Raw genomic sequence first — 16,820 nt, 5'->3', positions numbered from 1 at the left:
CGGCTAGGGTCTGTCCGTGCCCGCCGCTGCGCCCGCTGCACCGCGGTCCCGGGTCGTCGTCCTCCTCTCGGGGGCCGGCACCCTGTGCGCCGCGCTGCTGGCCGCCACCGACGACGCCGGCTACCCGGCCGAGGTGGTCGCCGTCGGCTCCGACCGCCCGGACGCCGCCGGGCTGGCCGCTGCCCGTGACCGCGGGCTCGACACCTTCGTCACCCCGCTGCGCGACCACCCCGACCGGGCGGCCTGGGACCGGGCACTGACCGCGGAGCTCGCCGCCCGGCGTCCGGACTGGGTGGTCTGCGCGGGGTTCATGAAGCTGCTCGGCCCCGCCGTCCTGGACGCCTTCGGCGGCCGGGTCCTCAACACCCACCCGGCGCTGCTGCCGGCGTTCCCCGGCGCGCACGCCGTCCGGGACGCCCTGGCCGCCGGGGTGGCCACGACCGGTGCCACCGTCCACCTCGTCGACGCCGGCCTCGACACCGGACCGGTGCTCGCCCAGCGCGCCGTGCCGGTGCTGCCCGGGGACGACGAGGCGCGGCTGCACGAACGGATCAAGACCGTGGAGCGCGAGCTCCTGGTGCACACCCTGGCCGACCTGGTGACCCAGGTGCCGGCCGACACGACCCACGACCGACCTCAGGAGAGCACCCGATGAGCGACCGCATCCCCGTCCGCCGCGCACTGCTCGGGGTCTACGACAAGAACGGCGTCGAGGAGCTCGCCCGCGGGCTCGTCGCGGCCGGCGTCGAGCTGGTCAGCACCGGCGCGACCGCCGCCCGCATCGCCGACGCCGGCCTGCCGGTCACCCCCGTCGAGCAGGTCACCGGCTTCCCCGAGACCCTCGACGGGCGGGTCAAGACCCTGCACCCGGCCGTGCACGCCGGCATCCTGGCCGACCGCCGCAAGCCCGAGCACGTCGCGCAGCTCGAGGCGCTGGGCATCGCCGCCTTCGACCTGGTCGTGGTGAACCTCTACCCGTTCAGCGACACGGTGGCCTCCGGCGCGACCCCGGACGAGTGCATCGAGCAGATCGACATCGGCGGCCCGGCGATGGTGCGCGCGGCCGCGAAGAACCACCCCTCGGTCGCGGTGGTGGTCGACCCGGGCCGCTACGACGAGGTCGTCGAGGCCGTCACCGCCGGCGGCTTCACCCTCGCCCAGCGGCAGGGTCTGGCCGCCGAGGCGTTCCGGCACACCGCGGCCTACGACGTCGCCGTCGCCTCCTGGATGGGCAACGTGCTCGCCCCCGACGACGAGAGCGGCTTCCCGGCCTGGGTCGGTGGCAGCTGGGAGCGCGCCGACGTCCTGCGGTACGGGGAGAACCCGCACCAGGGCGCCGCGCTGTACCGCAGCGGCCAGCCCGGGCTCGCCGACGCCGAGCAGCTGCACGGCAAGCAGATGTCCTACAACAACTACGTCGACACCGACGCCGCCTGGCGGGCCGCCCACGACCACACCGACCCCTGCGTGGCGATCATCAAGCACGCCAACCCGTGCGGGATCGCCGTCGGCGCCGACATCGCCGCCGCGCACCGCAAGGCGCACGCCTGCGACCCGGTGTCGGCCTTCGGCGGGGTGATCGCCGCCAACCGCGAGGTCGACCTGACCCTGGCCGAGCAGATCTCCGAGGTGTTCACCGAGGTGGTCGTGGCCCCCTCGTACACCGAGGACGCCCTCGGCGTGCTGACCCAGAAGAAGAACATCCGGCTGCTGCAGATGCCCGAGGCGCCGCGGCTGTCGATCGAGCTGCGCCCGGTCAGCGGTGGGCTGCTGCTGCAGACCGCCGACCGGATCGACGCCCCCGGCGACGACCCGACCAGCTGGACCCTGGCCACCGGCACCCCGCTGGACGCCGCCGGGCTCGACGACCTGGTCTTCGCCTGGCGGGCGGTGCGCGCGGTCAAGAGCAACGCCATCCTGCTCGCCGCCGACAAGGCCACCGTCGGCGTCGGCATGGGCCAGGTCAACCGGGTCGACTCCGCCCGGCTCGCGGTCACCCGGGCCGGCGAGCGGGCCACCGGCTCGGTCGCGGCCTCCGACGCGTTCTTCCCCTTCGCCGACGGCCTGCAGGTGCTGCTCGACGCGGGCGTGAAGGCCGTCGTCCAGCCGGGCGGGTCGGTGCGCGACGCCGAGGTGGTCGCGGCGGCCGAGGCCGCGGGCGTGACGCTGTACCTGACCGGCACCCGCCACTTCGCCCACTGACAGGACCCTGCTGCCCCCCACGCCACGCTCCGCGCGGCGCGGGCCCCTGCAGCAGGGCCGAGGAGCTCACGATGAGACGCAGTGTCGAGCCGCCGGAGGCGGGGGCGGTCTGGGAGGACGAGGACCTCGCCCGGGTCGACTGGGACTCCGCCGTCCTGGAGCAGGTCACGTTCCTCGACTGCCGGTTCGACGACGCCCAGCTGGCCGAGCTGGTGACCCGGCGCTGCGTGTTCGAGCGCTGCGTGCTCACCGGGGTCAACCTGTCGGGCTCCCGGCACGAGGGGACGGCGTTCCTCTCCTGCCGGTTCGACCGGGCGAAGCTCTTCGACGTCTCCTGGACCGGCTGCAAGCTCACCGGTTCCTCGTTCCCCAACGTCACGATGCGGCCGATGACGACGGTCGAGTCCGACTGGTCCTACGCCTCGCTGCGGGGCGCGGACCTCTCGGGCACCGACTTCTCCGGGCAGCGGCTGACCGAGGCCGACCTCACCGACGCCGACCTGCGCGAGTCCGACCTGCGCCAGGCCGACCTGCGGCACGCCCGCGTGCAGACCACGCAGCTGCGCGGGGCGGACCTGCGCGGCGCCGTCACCGAGGGGGTCAACTGGCAGGCCCTGGACCTCACCGGGGTGCGGGTCGACCTGAGCCAGGCGGTGCAGTTCACCACCGCCCACGGCGCCCGCGTCGACTGACCGACGTCCGCGGGGTGCAGCCGCCGGGTCGGGCAGCGGCTCGGCGGTCGGCGGGGCGGCCGGAGCCCCGACCACGGCGGCGGGGGAGCGCACCGGGCGGACGTCGGTCGTCGGGCAGACTGCACCCGTGGCAGCGACGACTCTCGACGGCAAGGCGACCGCAGCGGCGATCCGGGGTGAGCTCACCGAGCGCGTGGCCGCCCTGGCCGCCCAGGGACGGCGCCCCGGGCTGGGCACCCTGCTGGTCGGTGACGACCCGGGCAGCCGCTGGTACGTCAACGCCAAGCACTCCGACTGCGCGCAGGTCGGCATCGCCAGCATCCAGCGCGAGCTGCCCGCCACGGCGAGCCTGGAGGAGGTGCTGGCCGTCGTCGACGAGCTCAACGCCGACCCGGCCTGCACCGGCTACATCGTGCAGCTGCCGCTGCCGAAGGGCGTCGACGAGAGCGCCGTCCTGGAGCGGATCGACCCGGCCAAGGACGCCGACGGGCTGCACCCGGTGAACCTGGGCCGGCTGGTGCTGGGCGTCCCCGGCGCCCTGCCCTGCACCCCGCTGGGCATCGTCGAGCTGCTGCGCCGGTACGACGTCCCGCTGGCCGGTTCCGAGGTCGTCGTCGTCGGCCGCGGCATCACCGTGGGCCGCCCGCTGGGCCTGCTGCTCACCCGGCGCACCGAGAACGCCACCGTGACCCTCTGCCACACCGGCACCCGCGACCTGGCCGCGCACACCCGCACCGCCGACGTCGTCGTGGCCGCGGCCGGGGTGCCCGGCCTGATCACCGCCGACATGGTCAAGCCCGGCGCCGCCGTCCTCGACGTCGGCGTCAGCCGGGTGGACGGGAAGATCGCCGGGGACGTCGCCGCCGACGTGCGCGACGTCGCCGGCCACGTGGCCCCCAACCCCGGCGGCGTCGGCCCGATGACCCGGGCGATGCTGCTGGCCAACGTCGTCCTGGCTGCGGAGCAGGCGGTCGCGGCCCAGGTGCTCGCGTCGTGACGGTCCTGCCGGCATGACCCGCCCCCGGCCCGCGACCCGCCCCGGCGCCCGGCCGCCGCTGTACCTGCGGCGTCCGCTGCTGGCCGGGTTCCTGCGGCAGTGGCCGCTGCTGGCCTGCATCCTGGTCGTCGCCGTCGGGCTGCTGCTGGTCGCGGCCGAGCGGTGGCGCGCCGGGTTGGTCCTGATGGGCCTGGCGCTGGTCCTGGCCGGCGTGCTCCGGCTGCTGCTGCCGGTGCGCCGGATCGGCTTCCTGGCCATCCGCAGCCGGCCCGTCGACATCGCGCTGATGCTGGGGGCCGGCGCCGTCCTGGTCCTCAGCGTGCTGACCATCCCGCCCACCTGACCGGGCCGCATGGCCACCCGACCGTGCCCCGGGCTAGGTTGGCGGGCATGGCGGATCGGGCCCGGAACGGCAAGGTGACCGTCGTCGGTGCCGGCTTCTACGGCTCGACGACCGCGCTGCGGCTGGCTGAGTACGACGTGTTCGACAGCGTCGTGCTCACCGACATCGTGGAGGGCCGCCCCGAGGGGCTCGCGCTCGACATCAACCAGTCGCGCGCCATCGAGGGCTTCGGCACCCGGGTCGTGGGCGTCGGCGGTGGGTCCTACGACGGCACGGAGGACTCCGACGTCGTCGTCATCACCGCCGGGCTGCCGCGCAAGCCGGGGATGAGCCGGATGGACCTCCTGGAGACCAACGCCGGCATCGTGCGCACGGTCGCCGAGAACGTCGCGCGCACCTCGCCCGACGCGGTGGTCATCGTGGTCTCCAACCCGCTGGACGAGATGACCGCGCTGGCCCAGCTGGCCACCGGCTTCCCGCGCGGCCGCGTGATGGGCCAGGCCGGGATGCTCGACACCGCCCGGTTCACCCACAACGTGGCCGAGGAGCTGGGGGTGCCGGTGAGCTCGGTGCGCACCCTGACGCTGGGCTCGCACGGCGACACGATGGTCCCCGTCCCCTCGCGCTGCACCGTCGACGGCCGCCCGCTGGCCGACGTGCTCAGCCCCGACCGGATCGCGCACCTGGTGGAGCGCACCCGCAACGGCGGCGCCGAGGTGGTCGCGCTGCTGAAGACCGGATCGGCCTACTTCGCCCCCTCTGCCGCTGCTGCCCGCATGGCGCGCGCGGTCATCGAGGACTCCGGTGCGGTCATGCCGGTGTGCGCGTGGGTCGACGGCGAGTACGGGATCTCCGGGGTCTACCTGGGGGTCGAGGCCGAGATCGGCCGCGAGGGTGTCCGGAGGGTCGTCGAGGGCGACCTGTCCGACAGTGAGCTGGCAGGCCTGCGCGAGGCGGCGGACGCCGTGCGCTCCAAGCAGGCCGACGTAGCCGACCTCTGAAGAAGGACCCCGCTGCCCCCACCGCTCGCAGGCTCGCGGCGGGACCCTGCAGCGGGGCCATGAGCGAAAAGGGAGAACCACGTGAGCAAGATCAAGGTCGAGGGCAAGGTCGTCGAGCTCGACGGCGACGAGATGACCCGCATCATCTGGCAGTTCATCAAGGACCAGCTGATCCTCCCGTACCTCGACGTCGACCTCGAGTACTACGACCTGGGCATGGAGAACCGCGACGCGACCGACGACCAGGTCACGATCGACGCCGCCAACGCCATCAAGCAGCACGGCGTGGGCGTCAAGTGCGCCACGATCACCCCGGACGAGGCGCGGGTCGAGGAGTTCGGCCTGAAGAAGATGTGGCGCTCCCCGAACGGGACGATCCGCAACATCCTCGGCGGCGTCATCTTCCGCGAGCCGATCATCATGTCCAACGTGCCGCGCCTGGTGCCGGGCTGGACCAAGCCGATCATCATCGGCCGCCACGCCTACGGCGACCAGTACCGCGCCACCGACTTCACGTTCCCCACCGCGGGCACGCTGAAGGTCGTCTTCACCCCCGAGGACGGCGGCGAGCCGATCGAGCGCGAGGTCTTCCAGGCCCCGGGCGCCGGTGTCTCGCTGTCGATGTACAACCTCGACGCGTCGATCTACGACTTCGCGCGGGCCTCGCTGAACTACGGGCTCAACCGTGGCCTGCCGGTCTACCTGTCCACGAAGAACACGATCCTCAAGGCCTACGACGGCCGGTTCAAGGACATCTTCGAGGAGGTCTTCCAGGCGGAGTTCAAGGAGCAGTTCGACGCCGCCGGGATCACCTACGAGCACCGGCTCATCGACGACATGGTCGCGGCCTCCCTCAAGTGGGACGGCGGCTACGTCTGGGCGTGCAAGAACTACGACGGTGACGTGCAGTCCGACACCGTGGCCCAGGGCTTCGGCTCCCTCGGCCTGATGACCTCGGTGCTGGCCACCCCGGACGGCAAGACCGTCGAGGCCGAGGCCGCGCACGGCACGGTCACCCGGCACTACCGCCAGCACCAGGCCGGCAAGGAGACCTCGACGAACCCGATCGCGTCGATCTTCGCCTGGACCCGGGGCCTGGCCCACCGTGGCGTGCTCGACGGCACCCCCGAGGTCACCCGGTTCGCCGAGACCCTCGAGCGGGTCTGCATCGAGACCGTCGAGAGCGGTCAGATGACCAAGGACCTCGCCCTGCTGATCAGCAAGGACGCCCCGTGGCTGACCACCCAGGACTTCCTGGCGGCCATCGACGCCAACCTGCAGAAGGCCATGGCGTAGGCCTCCTCACGCACAGCGGCCCCCTCGACCACCCGGTCGAGGGGGCCGCTCTGCGTCCGGGTCCGGTGACCACCTCGGGCTCCCGCTGACCGTCACCGTCCCGAGGTGGTCCCCGTGGGACGGGGCGTCAGACGCCGAAGAGCTGGGTCCACCAGGGGCCGCCGGCGCCGGTGGCCACGCCCAGGCCCATCGTCGAGTACGAGCACTCCAGGACGTTCTGCCGGTGGCCGGGGCTGTCCAGCCACGCGCGGACGACGGCGCCGGCGTCGGGCTGGCCGCGGGCGATGTTCTCCGCCCGCGCGTTGCCGACCCCCGCCTGCGCGGCGCGGTCGAACGGCGAGCGGCCCTCGGGGTCGGTGTGGGAGAAGTAGCCGCGGTCCCGCATGTCGGCGCTGTGCGCGCGGGCCACCCCGGCCAGCCCGCCGTCCGCGGTCACCGGACCGCACCCGGCGTCCGCGCGCGCGGCGTTGACCAGCGCGAGCACCTGCCCCTCGGGTCCGGGCGCGGCTGGTGCGGGCGCGGCCCGTGCGGGCGGCGGCGGGGGTGGCGGCGGCGGGGGTGGCGGGGGTGGCGGGGCCGGGGCCGGTGGCGGGGGAGGTGCGGGCGGGGTCGAGGTGGCCGGTGCCGGCGGGCGGCTGGTGCTCCGCGGCGCCGGGGTGGTCGAGGCCCGGGCGGTGGTCACCGGCGCGGCCGAGGTGGACGGCGGAGCAGCGGACGTCGCCGGGACGGCCGACGTCGCCGGAGCCGAGGACGGCGGGACGGCCGACGACGACGGCACGGGGGTGGGGGTGGCCGCGGCCGACGACGTGGGGGCCGGTGCGGCGGCAGGCCGGGGCGCCGCGTCGTCCCAGCCGGTCAGCAGGACCCCCAGCGCGACGGTGGCCACGGCGAGGGCGACGAGCAGGGGCAGCCACACCCGCCGGGGGAGCGCGGTCAGCAGGGTGCGCACGCTGTGGTCCTCGCCTCGGGCCGGTCGGTACGGGGCAAGGGTAGGCGGCCGGCGGGCCACGGTGGGCGGGGCCGGGAACACCCGGGCGGGTGCCCGCCGTTGAGGACCGAGGGCCGCGCACCGGCGCAGCCACTACCGTGGACCGGTCGGGGACGTCCCCGGCGCACCCCACCCTTGGAGGAGCACGCCGCTCGTGAGCGACGTCTGGCTCAACATCGTCATGGTCTTCGCCTTCGTGCTGATCGGTGGCGCCTTCTCCGGCGCCGAGATCGCCCTGGTGTCCCTCCGCGAGTCGCAGGTCCGCGCGCTGGCCGAGACCGGCCGCCGCGGACAGGCCCTCAACAAGCTGCTGGGTGACCCGAACCAGTTCCTCGCCGCCGTCCAGGTCGGCGTCACCCTGGCCGGGTTCTTCTCCGCCGCGTTCGGTGCGAGCACGCTGTCGGGCCCGCTGGCCGAGTTCCTGGTCGCCCGGGGCGTCGGCCCGGGCGTGGCCGACCCGCTGGCCTTCGTGCTGGTCACGATCGTCATCAGCTACCTGTCGCTGGTGGTCGGTGAGCTGACCCCCAAGCGGCTGGCGCTGCAGCGCGCCGAGGGCTTCTCGCTGGTCGTCGCCGCCCCGCTGAACGCGATCGCCAAGCTGTTCCGCCCGATCATCTGGTTCCTGTCCCGCTCCACCGACCTGCTCGTCCGGCTGCTGGGCGGGGACCCGAAGGCCAGCGGTGAGTCGATCAGCCAGGAGGAGCTGCGCGACCTGGTCGCCGCGCACGAGTCGCTGTCCAGCGACGAGCGCCGGCTGATCGACGAGGTCTTCCGCGCCGGTGACCGCGAGGTCCGCGAGGTGATGACCCCGCGCACGGAGGTCCACTTCCTGGACGCCTCGATGACCGCCAGCCGCGCGGCCAGGCAGGTCGCGGACTCCAGCTGGTCGCGGTACCCGGTCGCCGGGCGCAGCGAGGACGACGTGGTGGGCTTCGTGCACGTGCGCGACCTGTTCCTGCCCACCCACGCCGCCGGGCGCGCGGCGACCGTGGGCGACCTGGCGCGCGAGGTGAAGCGGCTGCCCGGCACCGTCGGGGTGCTCACCGCGCTGTCGGGGATGCGCCGGGAGAACCAGCACTTCGCGATCGTGGTCGACGAGTACGGCGGCACCGACGGCATCGTCACCCTCGAGGACCTCATCGAGGAGGTCATCGGCGACATCTACGACGAGTACGACGACGACGTCACCACCGACACCGACGAGCCGGCCGAGGGGCCGCACGAGGTCGACGGGCTGCTCAACCTCGACGACTTCGCCGGGGCCACCGGCGTGCAGCTGCCCGAGGGGCCCTACGAGACGGTGGCCGGGTTCGTGCTCGCCCGGTTGGGCCGGCTGCCCGTGGTCGGGGACGTCGTCACCGTCGAGGGCCGCACGCTCACCGTCCTGGAGCTCGACGGCCGGCGGATCGCCCGCATCTCCGTCGGTGCCGCCCCGCAGCCGGTCGACGAGGACGCCGCCACCGAGGTCGCGGCCGGCTAGCCCCGCCGCCCGGGCACGGCCCGGGCGGCGGGCTGGTTCAGCGGGACTGCACGAACGACCAGGCGTCGGAGACGATCTCGGTCAGGTCGGTGTGCTGCGGGACCCAGCCGAGGTCGGACCGGATCTTCGCCGAGCTGGCCACCAGGCGCGCGGGGTCACCGGCCCGGCGCTCGCCCATGACCACCGGCAGCTCGTGCCCGGTGACGGTGCGGACGGCGTCGACCATCTCCTGCACCGAGAACCCGGTGCCGCTGCCCAGGTTGTAGATGCGGTGCTCACCGGCCGCCGGTGCGGGCAGTGCCAGCAGGTGCGCGGCGGCGAGGTCGGTGACGTGCACGTAGTCGCGGATGCAGGTGCCGTCGGGCGTCGGGTAGTCCGACCCGTAGACGGTGAGCGACTCGCGGGTGCCCGCGGCGACCTGCAGGGCGATCGGGATGAGGTGGGTCTCGGTGGCGTGCCGCTCGCCGACGCCGTAGGCCGCGCCGCCGACGTTGAAGTACCGCAGGCTCACCGCGGCGAAGTCGTAGGCGGTGGCGTAGGAGGTCAGCATCGCGTCGACGGCGAGCTTGCTGGCGCCGTAGGTGTTGGTCGGCCGGGTCGGCGCGGTCTCCAGGATCGGCACCTCCTCGGGCTCGCCGTAGGTGGCCGCGGTGGAGGAGAAGACGATGCGGCGGCAGTCGGCGGCGCGCATGGCCTCCAGCAGCGCCAGGGAGCCCCCGACGTTGTTCTGCCAGTACAGCTCCGGGGCGACCTGGCTCTCCCCGACGAGGCTCTTGGCGGCGAAGTGCAGCACCGCCTCGGGCCGCACCTCGGCCAGCACCGGCGCCGAGTCGTGCAGGGAGGCCTGCACGAGGCGGGCACCGGCGGGGACGGCGTCCTCGTGCCCGGTGGACAGGTCGTCGAGGACGGTGACCTCGTGGCCGGACTCCAGCAGGGCAGCGGTGACTACGCTGCCGATGTACCCGGCTCCGCCGGTGACGAGAACGCGCATGGTGCGAGCCTAGACAGCACCCCGCCCGGGATGCGGCTCACCGCGCGCAGGAGGAGCCCCTCGTGGTCAGCGCACGTCCCGCAGTGGCCGCGATGCCGGCCTACCGGCCCGGCCGCAACGCCGCCGACCTGGCCCGCGAGATCGGTGTGCCCACGGCGGTGAAGCTGGCCAGCAACGAGCTGCCGTTCCCGCCGCTGCCCGCCGTCCTGGCCGCGATCGCCGCCACCGCCGCCGAGACCACCCGGTACCCCGACAACGGCGCCGCGGTGCTCACCCGCGCGCTGGCCGACCGCTACGACGTCGACCCGGGGCAGCTGGCCCTGGGCTGCGGTGCGGTGACGGTCTGCCAGCAGCTCACCCAGGCCTTCGTCGACCCGGGCACCGCCATCGCCTTCGGCTGGCGCTCCTTCGAGATGTACCCGCTGCTGGCCCAGGTCGCCGGCGGGCGCACCCAGCAGGTGCCGCTGGTCCCGGGCACCCCGGGCGGGACGGCGGACACCTTCGACCTCACCGCCCTGGCCGCCGCGGTCGACGAGACCACCCGGCTGGTGTTCGTCTGCAACCCGAACAACCCCACCGGGACGGCGGTGCGCCGCGCGGAGCTGGAGACGTTCCTGGACGCCGTGCCCGCCGACACCCTGGTCGTGCTGGACGAGGCCTACCGCGAGTTCGTCACCGACGCAGGAGTGCCCGACGGCGTCGAGCTGATGCGCGGGCGCCCCAACGTCGCCGTGCTGCGCACGTTCTCCAAGGCGTGGGGGCTGGCCGGGCTCCGGGTCGGCTACCTCATCGCCGAGGACCCGGCCGTGGCCGACGCCGTCCGCCGCACGCTGGTGCCCTTCAGCGTCTCCACCCTCGCCCAGGCCGCCGCGGTCGCCGCGCTGGCCAGCGAGGACGAGGTCCGCGAGCGCGTCGCCACGGTCACCACCGAGCGCACCCGGCTCACCGCGGAGCTGCGTGCGCGCGGGGTCGCCGTCGCCGACAGCCAGGCCAACTTCGTCTGGCTGCCGCTGGGCGAGCGCACCGTCGAGGTCGCCGCGGCCCTGGAGGCGCGCGCGGTGATCACCCGCCCGTTCCCCGGCGAGGGGCTGCGGGTCACCGTGGGCAGCAAGGGCGAGGACGACGTCTTCCTCGCCGCGCTGGACGAGGTCCTGACCAGCGCCTCGGCCGGTGTCGCCGGAGCCTGACCGGTGACCGCTGGGGCGCGTGGTTCGATGGTGGGCGTGCCTGCTCCCCGCGTGCTGTCCGGCATCCAGCCGACGGCTGACTCCTTCCACCTCGGCAACCTGCTCGGTGCGCTGCGGCAGTGGGTGGCGCTCCAGGACGACCACGAGGCCTTCTACTGCGTCGTGGACCTGCACGCGATCACCGTCGAGCAGGACCCGGCGGTGCTCCGCCGCCGCACGCTGGTCTCGGCCGCGCAGCTGCTGGCCCTGGGCGTCGACCCCGACCGCAGCGCGCTGTTCGTGCAGAGCCACGTGCCCGAGCACGCGCAGCTGGGCTGGGTCATGCAGTGCCTCACCGGGTTCGGCGAGGCCAGCCGGATGACCCAGTTCAAGGACAAGAGCACCCGCGAGGGCGCCGGGCCGACGTCGGTCGGGCTGTTCACCTACCCGGTCCTGCAGGCCGCCGACATCCTCCTGTACCAGGCGGCCCGGGTGCCGGTGGGCGAGGACCAGCGCCAGCACCTGGAGCTGACCCGCGACCTGGCGACCCGCTTCAACAGCCGGTACGGGCCGACCTTCACCCTGCCCGAGCCCTACATCCCGCAGGGGACGGCGAAGGTGCTGGACCTGCAGTCGCCGGGCAAGAAGATGAGCAAGAGCCTGCCCGACGCCGGCTGCATCAACCTGCTCGACGACGCCAAGGCCACCGCCAAGAAGATCCGGTCCGCGGTGACCGACACCGGCCGCAAGGTCGTCGCCGACCCGGTGGGCAAGCCCGGCGTCACCAACCTGCTGACCATCCACTCCGCCTTCTCCGGGCAGAGCGTCGCCGAGCTCGAGGAGCACTTCGCCGGCTCCGGCTACGGCGACCTCAAGAAGGAGGTCGCCGCGGTCGTCACCGAGGCGCTCGCCCCGGTGCAGGCGCGCACCGCCGAGCTGCTGGCCGACACCGCCGAGCTGGAGCGGGTGCTGGCCGCCGGTGCCGCCCGGGCCCGGGAGGTCGCCGCCCCGACGCTGGCCACCGTGTACGAGCGGGTCGGCTTCCTGCCGCCACTGGGCGGGGTACCACGGTGACCGGACGACCGTTGCGCGCGGACGACACCTTCGTGCACCGGCCGGGCACCGCGATCTCGGCCGGCACCTCCGTGCTGGGGGTGGTCGTGTCGCTGCCCGAGCCGCTGGCCCAGCTGATGATCGAGTGGCGCGGCAAGTGCGGCGACCCGCAGGCCAGCCTGGTGCCCCCGCACGTCACGCTGCTGCCGCCCACCGAGGTGCCGATCGGTGAGCGCCCGGCCATCCGGATGCACCTGGAGCAGGTCGCGGCGACCCACCCGCCCTTCGACATCCACCTGACCGGCACCGGCACCTTCCGGCCGGTCTCCGAGGTCGTCTTCCTCACGGTCGCCCGGGGCGGGGTCGACTGCGAGCTGCTGGCCGCCGCGGTGCGCTCCGGCCCGCTGACCCGGTCGCTGAGCTTCCCGTACCACCCGCACGTCACCGTGGCCCACGACGTCCCGACGGAGATGCTGGACATGGCCGCCGAGGGGCTGGCCGACCTGCACACGGAGTTCCGGGTCGAGGCGTTCACCGAGTTCGAGCAGCTGCCCGACGGGGCCTGGGCCGTGGCCGCCGAGTACCGCCTCACCGGCACCCCCCGCTGACCCCTCCGGCGCGGTCCCGGCCGGGCGCCGGCCGGGTCCACCGGCCAGACTCGGCCCGGTGAGCAACCCGATCGGCCGCGTCGTCGGCGCCGCCAAGGGGCTGCTGCGGCGCCAGCGCGACCGCCGTCCGTGGCTGGACCACCTGGTGCACGCCGGCGGGCACTACAACCGGGCCCAGGGCGACGTCCTGGCCGCCGGGGTCACCTACTACGTGTTCCTGGCGCTCTTCCCGGTCCTGCTGCTGGTGGCCGCGGTGGCCGGCTTCGTGCTGCGCGGGGACCCGCTGCTGGAGGACCAGCTGGTGTCCGGCATCCGCGACGCGGTGCCCGGTGACACCGGCCGTCAGCTGGCCGACCAGGTCAACGGCGCGGTCGACAGCGCCGGCACCTTCGGGCTGGTCGGCCTGGCCGGCTTCCTGCTCGTCGGGCTGGGCGCGATGGACAAGCTGCGGGTCGGCATGGACGTCGTCTGGCGCGGCCGACCCGACCCGCCCGACTTCCTGGGCGACCGGCTCAAGGACCTCGGCGCCCTGCTCGGTCTCGGTGCGGCCGGGGCGCTGAGCATCGCGCTGACCGCCGGCGCCACCGCCGCGTCGTCCCGGGTGCTGGACCTGCTGGGCCTGGCCGAGCAGCCCGGCTCCTCCCTGCTCACCGGTGGCCTGGCGATCGGGCTGGCGCTGGTGGGGGACACCCTGGTCTTCCTCTGGGTGCTCAAGGGCGTGCCCGACAACCCCTTCGGCGTCCGGCAGCTGCTGCCCGGGGCGGTCTTCGGGGCGGTCGGGTTCGAGGTGCTCAAGCTGGTCGGCAACTGGTATCTGGGCCGGATCGGGCAGAACGTGACCGCGCAGACCCTCGGCAGCTTCGTCGGGCTGGTCGTGTGGATCAACGTCGTCGCGCGGTTCGCCTTCTTCACCGCCTCGTGGACGGCGACCATCCGCTCGATCGAGCACGCCTCCACCCTCGTCCCGTCCGGGCCGGCCGGGCCGACCCCGCTGCCGGAGGTGGCGCGGGTCGACGAGCGCGGCCCCGGCCCGTCACCGGTGCGGCTGGCGCTGGGCCTGCTGGGCGCCGGCGTGGTGGCGGGGGCGGTGGGCAGCCGGCTGGCCCCCCGGCTGGCCGGCCGGCGGGCGGTCAGCGCGGGTCGCCGGCACCCGTCGGAGGACGCCTGACCGCACCACCGGGTGCCGGCACCGGCCGCCGCCGCGCCCGGTGCCGCCCCACCAACGTGGCGGTCACGACCGCGAGTGCCCCGACGGCGAGACCGACCGGCACCAGCGGGCTCTCCACGGACCGGGTCGCGACCTGGGGAGCCGTCACCGGGGGAGGGGTCGGCGCCGCGGCCACCGCGCTCGGGGCGGCGCGGGTCGGGGTCGGGCTCGGCGGCGGGGCGGTGAGCCGTGCGGCCTCCGCGGGGTCGACCAGCCGGCCCACCCCGCCCGCCGCCGCCGGGGTGGCGAAGCCCCAGTCCAGCAGCCGCTCCGCCTGCTCCAGCTCGTGCACCGGACGGCGCTCGGCCTGCATCAGGCTGACCACCAGTCGCCGGCCGTCCCGCTCGACCGCGGCGACGAAGGTGTGCCGGGCGGCGTCGGTGAACCCGGTCTTGCCGCCCAGCGTGCCGGGGTAGTCGGCGAGCAGGGTGTCCTGGTTCTGGATCTGGTAGCCCAGGGCCCTCCCGGGCACGCCGGGGATGTCGGCGACCCGGGTCTGCAGCACGTCGCGGGCGTAGGGGTCCTCGACCAGCCGGCGCATGATCAGCGCCAGGTCGTAGGGCGAGGAGGACTGCCCGGCGACGTCGAGCCCGGACGGCGTGCCCGCGACGGTGTCGAAGGCGCCCAGCTCGGCGGCCGTGCGGTTCATCGCGGCGAGCGTGGCCGGCACCCCGCCGGCGGTGCGGGCCAGGGCGTTGGCCGCGTCGTTGCCCGACTGCATCACCAGCGCCCGGAACAGCAGGTCGACCGGGTACCGGCCGCCGCGCACCAGCCCGACCCGGCTGCCCTCCATCGCCTCGTCCTCGGTGGTGCCCTCGACGACCTGCCCCCGGTCGAGCACCGGCGCCAGGGTGAGCAGGGTGAGGGTCTTCAGCGTGCTCGCCGGGTAGTAGCGCCCGTGCGGGTCGCGCGCGCCGAGCACCTGGCCGGTACCGGCGTCGGCGACCAGCCAGCCGCGGGCGTCGATGCCCTCGGGCAGCGGCGGGGCGCCGGGCACGGTCACCAGGTCGCGGGTGGCCAGCGCGGCCCCGCCCACGGTGCTGCCGTCGGGGGCGGCCCCCTGCGGCGGGGGACCGGCGAAGGGGGCGGTCGGCGTGGGGGCCGACGGGTCGACCGCCAGCCCGGCGCCCTGGGCGGCGGCGGGGCCGGCCGGGCCGAGCGTCACGGCCCCGGCCACGAGCAGCACGGCGGCTCGTCGGCGCAGCGGCGGGGACAGGCGCATGACCGGACGCTAACCCGCCGCGCGCGGGAGGGCCCGGACGGACCGGTCCGCCCACCAGGTGTGCGCCCCGTCTCACGCATCGGCGTCCGGTGTGTCCGTGGTGTCGCCCGTTGGCAACGATCGGGTCTCTATCCGTTCTCCGGGGGGTCATGTCGACCGGGGCCGCAGTTAGCGTGCCTGGGTCGCCGTCGCCACGGCGCACCGCTCGACCAGCGGTACGCCGACGGCGGGGAGCTGCACCACACACCGCACCGGGGCGCGGCCGACGACCGTCGGGCGCGCCCTCTGAGAGAGGAGAGCGTCTTGCGCCGAGCGCGTGGGATGAAGGCCGCAGCACTGCTGCTGGCCGGTGGCATGGCCCTGTCGGCCTGTGCCAGTGACGAGACCAGCGGCGGCACCGCCAGCAGCGGCAGCGCCGGCGGCAGCGCCAGTGGCGCCGCCCTGAAGGTCGGCCTGGCCTACGACACCGGCGGCCGCGGCGACAACTCGTTCAACGACTCCGCCTTCGCGGGCATGGAGAACGCGGTCAACGAGCTCGGCGGCGAGCTGCGCGACCTCACCCCCAACGAGGACGCCTCCAACCGGCCCGAGCTGCTCTCGCAGCTGGCCGAGCAGGGCTTCAACCCGGTCATCGCGGTCGGGTTCGCCTACGGCGACATCATCGGCGACATCGCCAGCGAGTTCCCGGACACGACCTTCGCGATCGTCGACTCCAGCGGCGTCGGCCCCGACGGCCAGCCGCTGGGCGCCGGCAACGTGACCGGCCTGCAGTTCGCCTCCGAGCAGGGCTCGTTCCTCGCCGGAGCCGCCGCGGCGCTGAAGTCCACCGCGAACCACGTGGGCTTCGTCGGTGGCGTGGAGACCCCGCTGATCCAGACCTTCCAGGCCGGCTTCGCGGCCGGTGCCGAGGCCGCCAAGCCGGGCATCCAGGTCGACGTCCAGTACATCTCCCCGGCCGGTGACTTCTCCGGTTTCGCCGACCCCGCACGCGGCCAGATCGTGGCCCAGGGCATCTTCGACGCCGGCGCCGACATCATCTACCACGCCGCCGGCGCCTCCGGTGGTGGTGTCTTCACCGCCGCCGCCGCCTCCGGCAAGCGTGCGATCGGTGTCGACTCCGACCAGTACGAGACCGTCGACGACCCGGCCCAGAAGGCCGTGATCATGACCTCGATGCTCAAGCGGGTCGACAACGCCGTGCAGGGGTTCATCACCGACTTCAGCGAGGGCTCGATCACCGGCGGCAGCGACATCGTCAACGACCTCTCCACCGAGGGCGTCGGCCTGTCGACCACCGGCGGGTTCATCGACGACATCAAGCCCCAGATCGACGAGTACGCCGCGCAGATCACCGCCGGCACGATCACGGTCCCCACGGCTCCCTGATCGACGCACGCTGATCGCTGCGGAGGCGGCGGGTCGGGTGGCGGTACACGCCAGCCGGCCCGCCGTTTTCCGTGTGTACCGTCTGCGCGTCGGACGACGTCCGGTCCGCTCACGGCCGGAGGACGTCCCGCGCCCGTCCTCCGCGACCGCCCCTGGTCCCGCGGACACCCCGGCACCCTGGAGAACCT

General features: G+C 74.5%; 16 protein-coding genes. 13 read left to right on the top strand and 3 right to left on the bottom strand.

The window, feature by feature from the left end:
* Window positions 1-16 precede the first annotated feature (16 nt).
* The 7 genes from purN (at window position 17) to O2W14_RS13295 (ending at window position 6,531) form a co-directional block, all read left to right on the top strand.
* The gene (gene purN / locus O2W14_RS13325; protein ID WP_269176581.1) at window positions 17-655 is read left to right on the top strand and encodes a phosphoribosylglycinamide formyltransferase; all 639 of its coding nucleotides are present in this window, start codon (window positions 17-19) and stop codon (window positions 653-655) included.
* On the top strand, window positions 652-2,202 hold the full coding sequence (gene purH, locus O2W14_RS13320) for a bifunctional phosphoribosylaminoimidazolecarboxamide formyltransferase/IMP cyclohydrolase (protein WP_269176580.1): 1,551 nt from the start codon (window positions 652-654) through the stop codon (window positions 2,200-2,202). The genes purN and purH overlap by 4 nt, the downstream gene beginning before the upstream one ends.
* 71 nt (window positions 2,203-2,273) lie before the next feature.
* Window positions 2,274-2,894 carry a pentapeptide repeat-containing protein gene (locus tag O2W14_RS13315; protein WP_269176579.1) on the top strand — a complete coding sequence of 207 codons (621 nt, stop codon included), beginning with the start codon at window positions 2,274-2,276 and terminating at the stop codon, window positions 2,892-2,894.
* Window positions 2,895-3,021: 127 nt separating this feature from the next.
* Window positions 3,022-3,891: a bifunctional methylenetetrahydrofolate dehydrogenase/methenyltetrahydrofolate cyclohydrolase gene (locus O2W14_RS13310; protein WP_269176578.1), complete on the top strand. Its 870-nt coding sequence runs from the start codon at window positions 3,022-3,024 to the stop codon at window positions 3,889-3,891.
* 13 nt (window positions 3,892-3,904) lie between these two features.
* Window positions 3,905-4,234, top strand: a complete 330-nt coding sequence (locus O2W14_RS13305) for a DUF3017 domain-containing protein (RefSeq protein WP_269176577.1) — start codon at window positions 3,905-3,907, stop codon at window positions 4,232-4,234.
* A gap of 47 nt (window positions 4,235-4,281) precedes the next feature.
* On the top strand, window positions 4,282-5,235 hold the full coding sequence (gene mdh / locus O2W14_RS13300) for a malate dehydrogenase (protein WP_269176576.1): 954 nt from the start codon (window positions 4,282-4,284) through the stop codon (window positions 5,233-5,235).
* An 81-nt stretch (window positions 5,236-5,316) separates the two neighbouring features.
* Window positions 5,317-6,531 carry an NADP-dependent isocitrate dehydrogenase gene (locus O2W14_RS13295; RefSeq protein WP_269176575.1) on the top strand — a complete coding sequence of 405 codons (1,215 nt, stop codon included), beginning with the start codon at window positions 5,317-5,319 and terminating at the stop codon, window positions 6,529-6,531.
* Window positions 6,532-6,658: 127 nt separating this feature from the next.
* Here O2W14_RS13295 and O2W14_RS13290 read toward each other — a convergent pair whose 3' ends face one another.
* Window positions 6,659-7,480, bottom strand: a complete 822-nt coding sequence (locus O2W14_RS13290; RefSeq protein ID WP_269176574.1) for a CAP domain-containing protein — start codon at window positions 7,478-7,480, stop codon at window positions 6,659-6,661.
* 193 nt (window positions 7,481-7,673) lie between these two features.
* On the opposite strand from O2W14_RS13290, the gene O2W14_RS13285 reads away from it, so the two are divergent.
* Window positions 7,674-8,999, top strand: coding sequence for a hemolysin family protein (locus O2W14_RS13285; protein ID WP_269176573.1), 1,326 nt, complete (start codon window positions 7,674-7,676; stop codon window positions 8,997-8,999).
* Between the two features lie 37 nt (window positions 9,000-9,036).
* On the opposite strand, the gene galE is transcribed toward O2W14_RS13285, so the two are convergent.
* Complete coding sequence (galE, locus tag O2W14_RS13280; RefSeq protein ID WP_269176572.1) at window positions 9,037-9,990, bottom strand: UDP-glucose 4-epimerase GalE; 954 nt, start codon at window positions 9,988-9,990, stop codon at window positions 9,037-9,039.
* A gap of 62 nt (window positions 9,991-10,052) precedes the next feature.
* On the opposite strand from galE, the gene hisC reads away from it, so the two are divergent.
* From hisC to O2W14_RS13260, 4 genes are read left to right on the top strand one after another with little or no spacing between them, the layout of a single operon-like run.
* Window positions 10,053-11,177, top strand: coding sequence for a histidinol-phosphate transaminase (hisC, locus tag O2W14_RS13275; protein ID WP_269176571.1), 1,125 nt, complete (start codon window positions 10,053-10,055; stop codon window positions 11,175-11,177).
* A 27-nt stretch (window positions 11,178-11,204) separates the two neighbouring features.
* Window positions 11,205-12,230: a tryptophan--tRNA ligase gene (gene trpS, locus O2W14_RS13270; RefSeq protein WP_442928839.1), complete on the top strand. Its 1,026-nt coding sequence runs from the start codon at window positions 11,205-11,207 to the stop codon at window positions 12,228-12,230.
* Complete coding sequence (locus O2W14_RS13265; RefSeq protein WP_269176569.1) at window positions 12,227-12,817, top strand: 2'-5' RNA ligase family protein; 591 nt, start codon at window positions 12,227-12,229, stop codon at window positions 12,815-12,817. The genes trpS and O2W14_RS13265 overlap by 4 nt, the downstream gene beginning before the upstream one ends.
* 58 nt (window positions 12,818-12,875) lie before the next feature.
* Window positions 12,876-13,985, top strand: a complete 1,110-nt coding sequence (locus tag O2W14_RS13260) for a YihY/virulence factor BrkB family protein (RefSeq protein WP_269176568.1) — start codon at window positions 12,876-12,878, stop codon at window positions 13,983-13,985.
* Here the strand turns inward: O2W14_RS13260 and O2W14_RS13255 are convergent.
* Entirely contained in the window at window positions 13,948-15,246 is a 1,299-nt protein-coding gene (locus O2W14_RS13255) for a D-alanyl-D-alanine carboxypeptidase family protein (protein ID WP_269176567.1), read from the bottom strand. The two genes, O2W14_RS13260 and O2W14_RS13255, sit on opposite strands and share 38 nt — an antisense overlap.
* 303 nt (window positions 15,247-15,549) lie before the next feature.
* On the opposite strand from O2W14_RS13255, the gene O2W14_RS13250 reads away from it, so the two are divergent.
* On the top strand, window positions 15,550-16,632 hold the full coding sequence (locus O2W14_RS13250; protein WP_269176566.1) for a BMP family lipoprotein: 1,083 nt from the start codon (window positions 15,550-15,552) through the stop codon (window positions 16,630-16,632).
* Window positions 16,633-16,820: the final 188 nt, after the last annotated feature.

Source organism: Modestobacter sp. VKM Ac-2986 (assembly GCF_026967795.1).
In the GTDB taxonomy this organism is placed as follows: domain Bacteria; phylum Actinomycetota; class Actinomycetes; order Mycobacteriales; family Geodermatophilaceae; genus Modestobacter.
The sequence above is the reverse complement of the archived record's forward strand: the minus strand, read 5'-3'. Positions and strand labels throughout refer to the sequence as shown.

What these genes read in the sequence shown, in the direction of transcription:
- purH (WP_269176580.1), top strand. Translation starts at nt 652, where the DNA reads ATGAGCGACCGCATCCCCGTCCGCCGCGCACTGCTCGGGGTCTACGAC.
- O2W14_RS13315 (WP_269176579.1), top strand. Translation starts at nt 2,274, where the DNA reads ATGAGACGCAGTGTCGAGCCGCCGGAGGCGGGGGCGGTCTGGGAGGAC.
- O2W14_RS13305 (WP_269176577.1), top strand. Translation starts at nt 3,905, where the DNA reads ATGACCCGCCCCCGGCCCGCGACCCGCCCCGGCGCCCGGCCGCCGCTG.
- mdh (WP_269176576.1), top strand. Translation starts at nt 4,282, where the DNA reads ATGGCGGATCGGGCCCGGAACGGCAAGGTGACCGTCGTCGGTGCCGGC.
- galE (WP_269176572.1), bottom strand. Translation starts at nt 9,990, where the DNA reads ATGCGCGTTCTCGTCACCGGCGGAGCCGGGTACATCGGCAGCGTAGTC.
- trpS (WP_442928839.1), top strand. Translation starts at nt 11,205, where the DNA reads ATGGTGGGCGTGCCTGCTCCCCGCGTGCTGTCCGGCATCCAGCCGACG.
- O2W14_RS13255 (WP_269176567.1), bottom strand. Translation starts at nt 15,246, where the DNA reads ATGCGCCTGTCCCCGCCGCTGCGCCGACGAGCCGCCGTGCTGCTCGTG.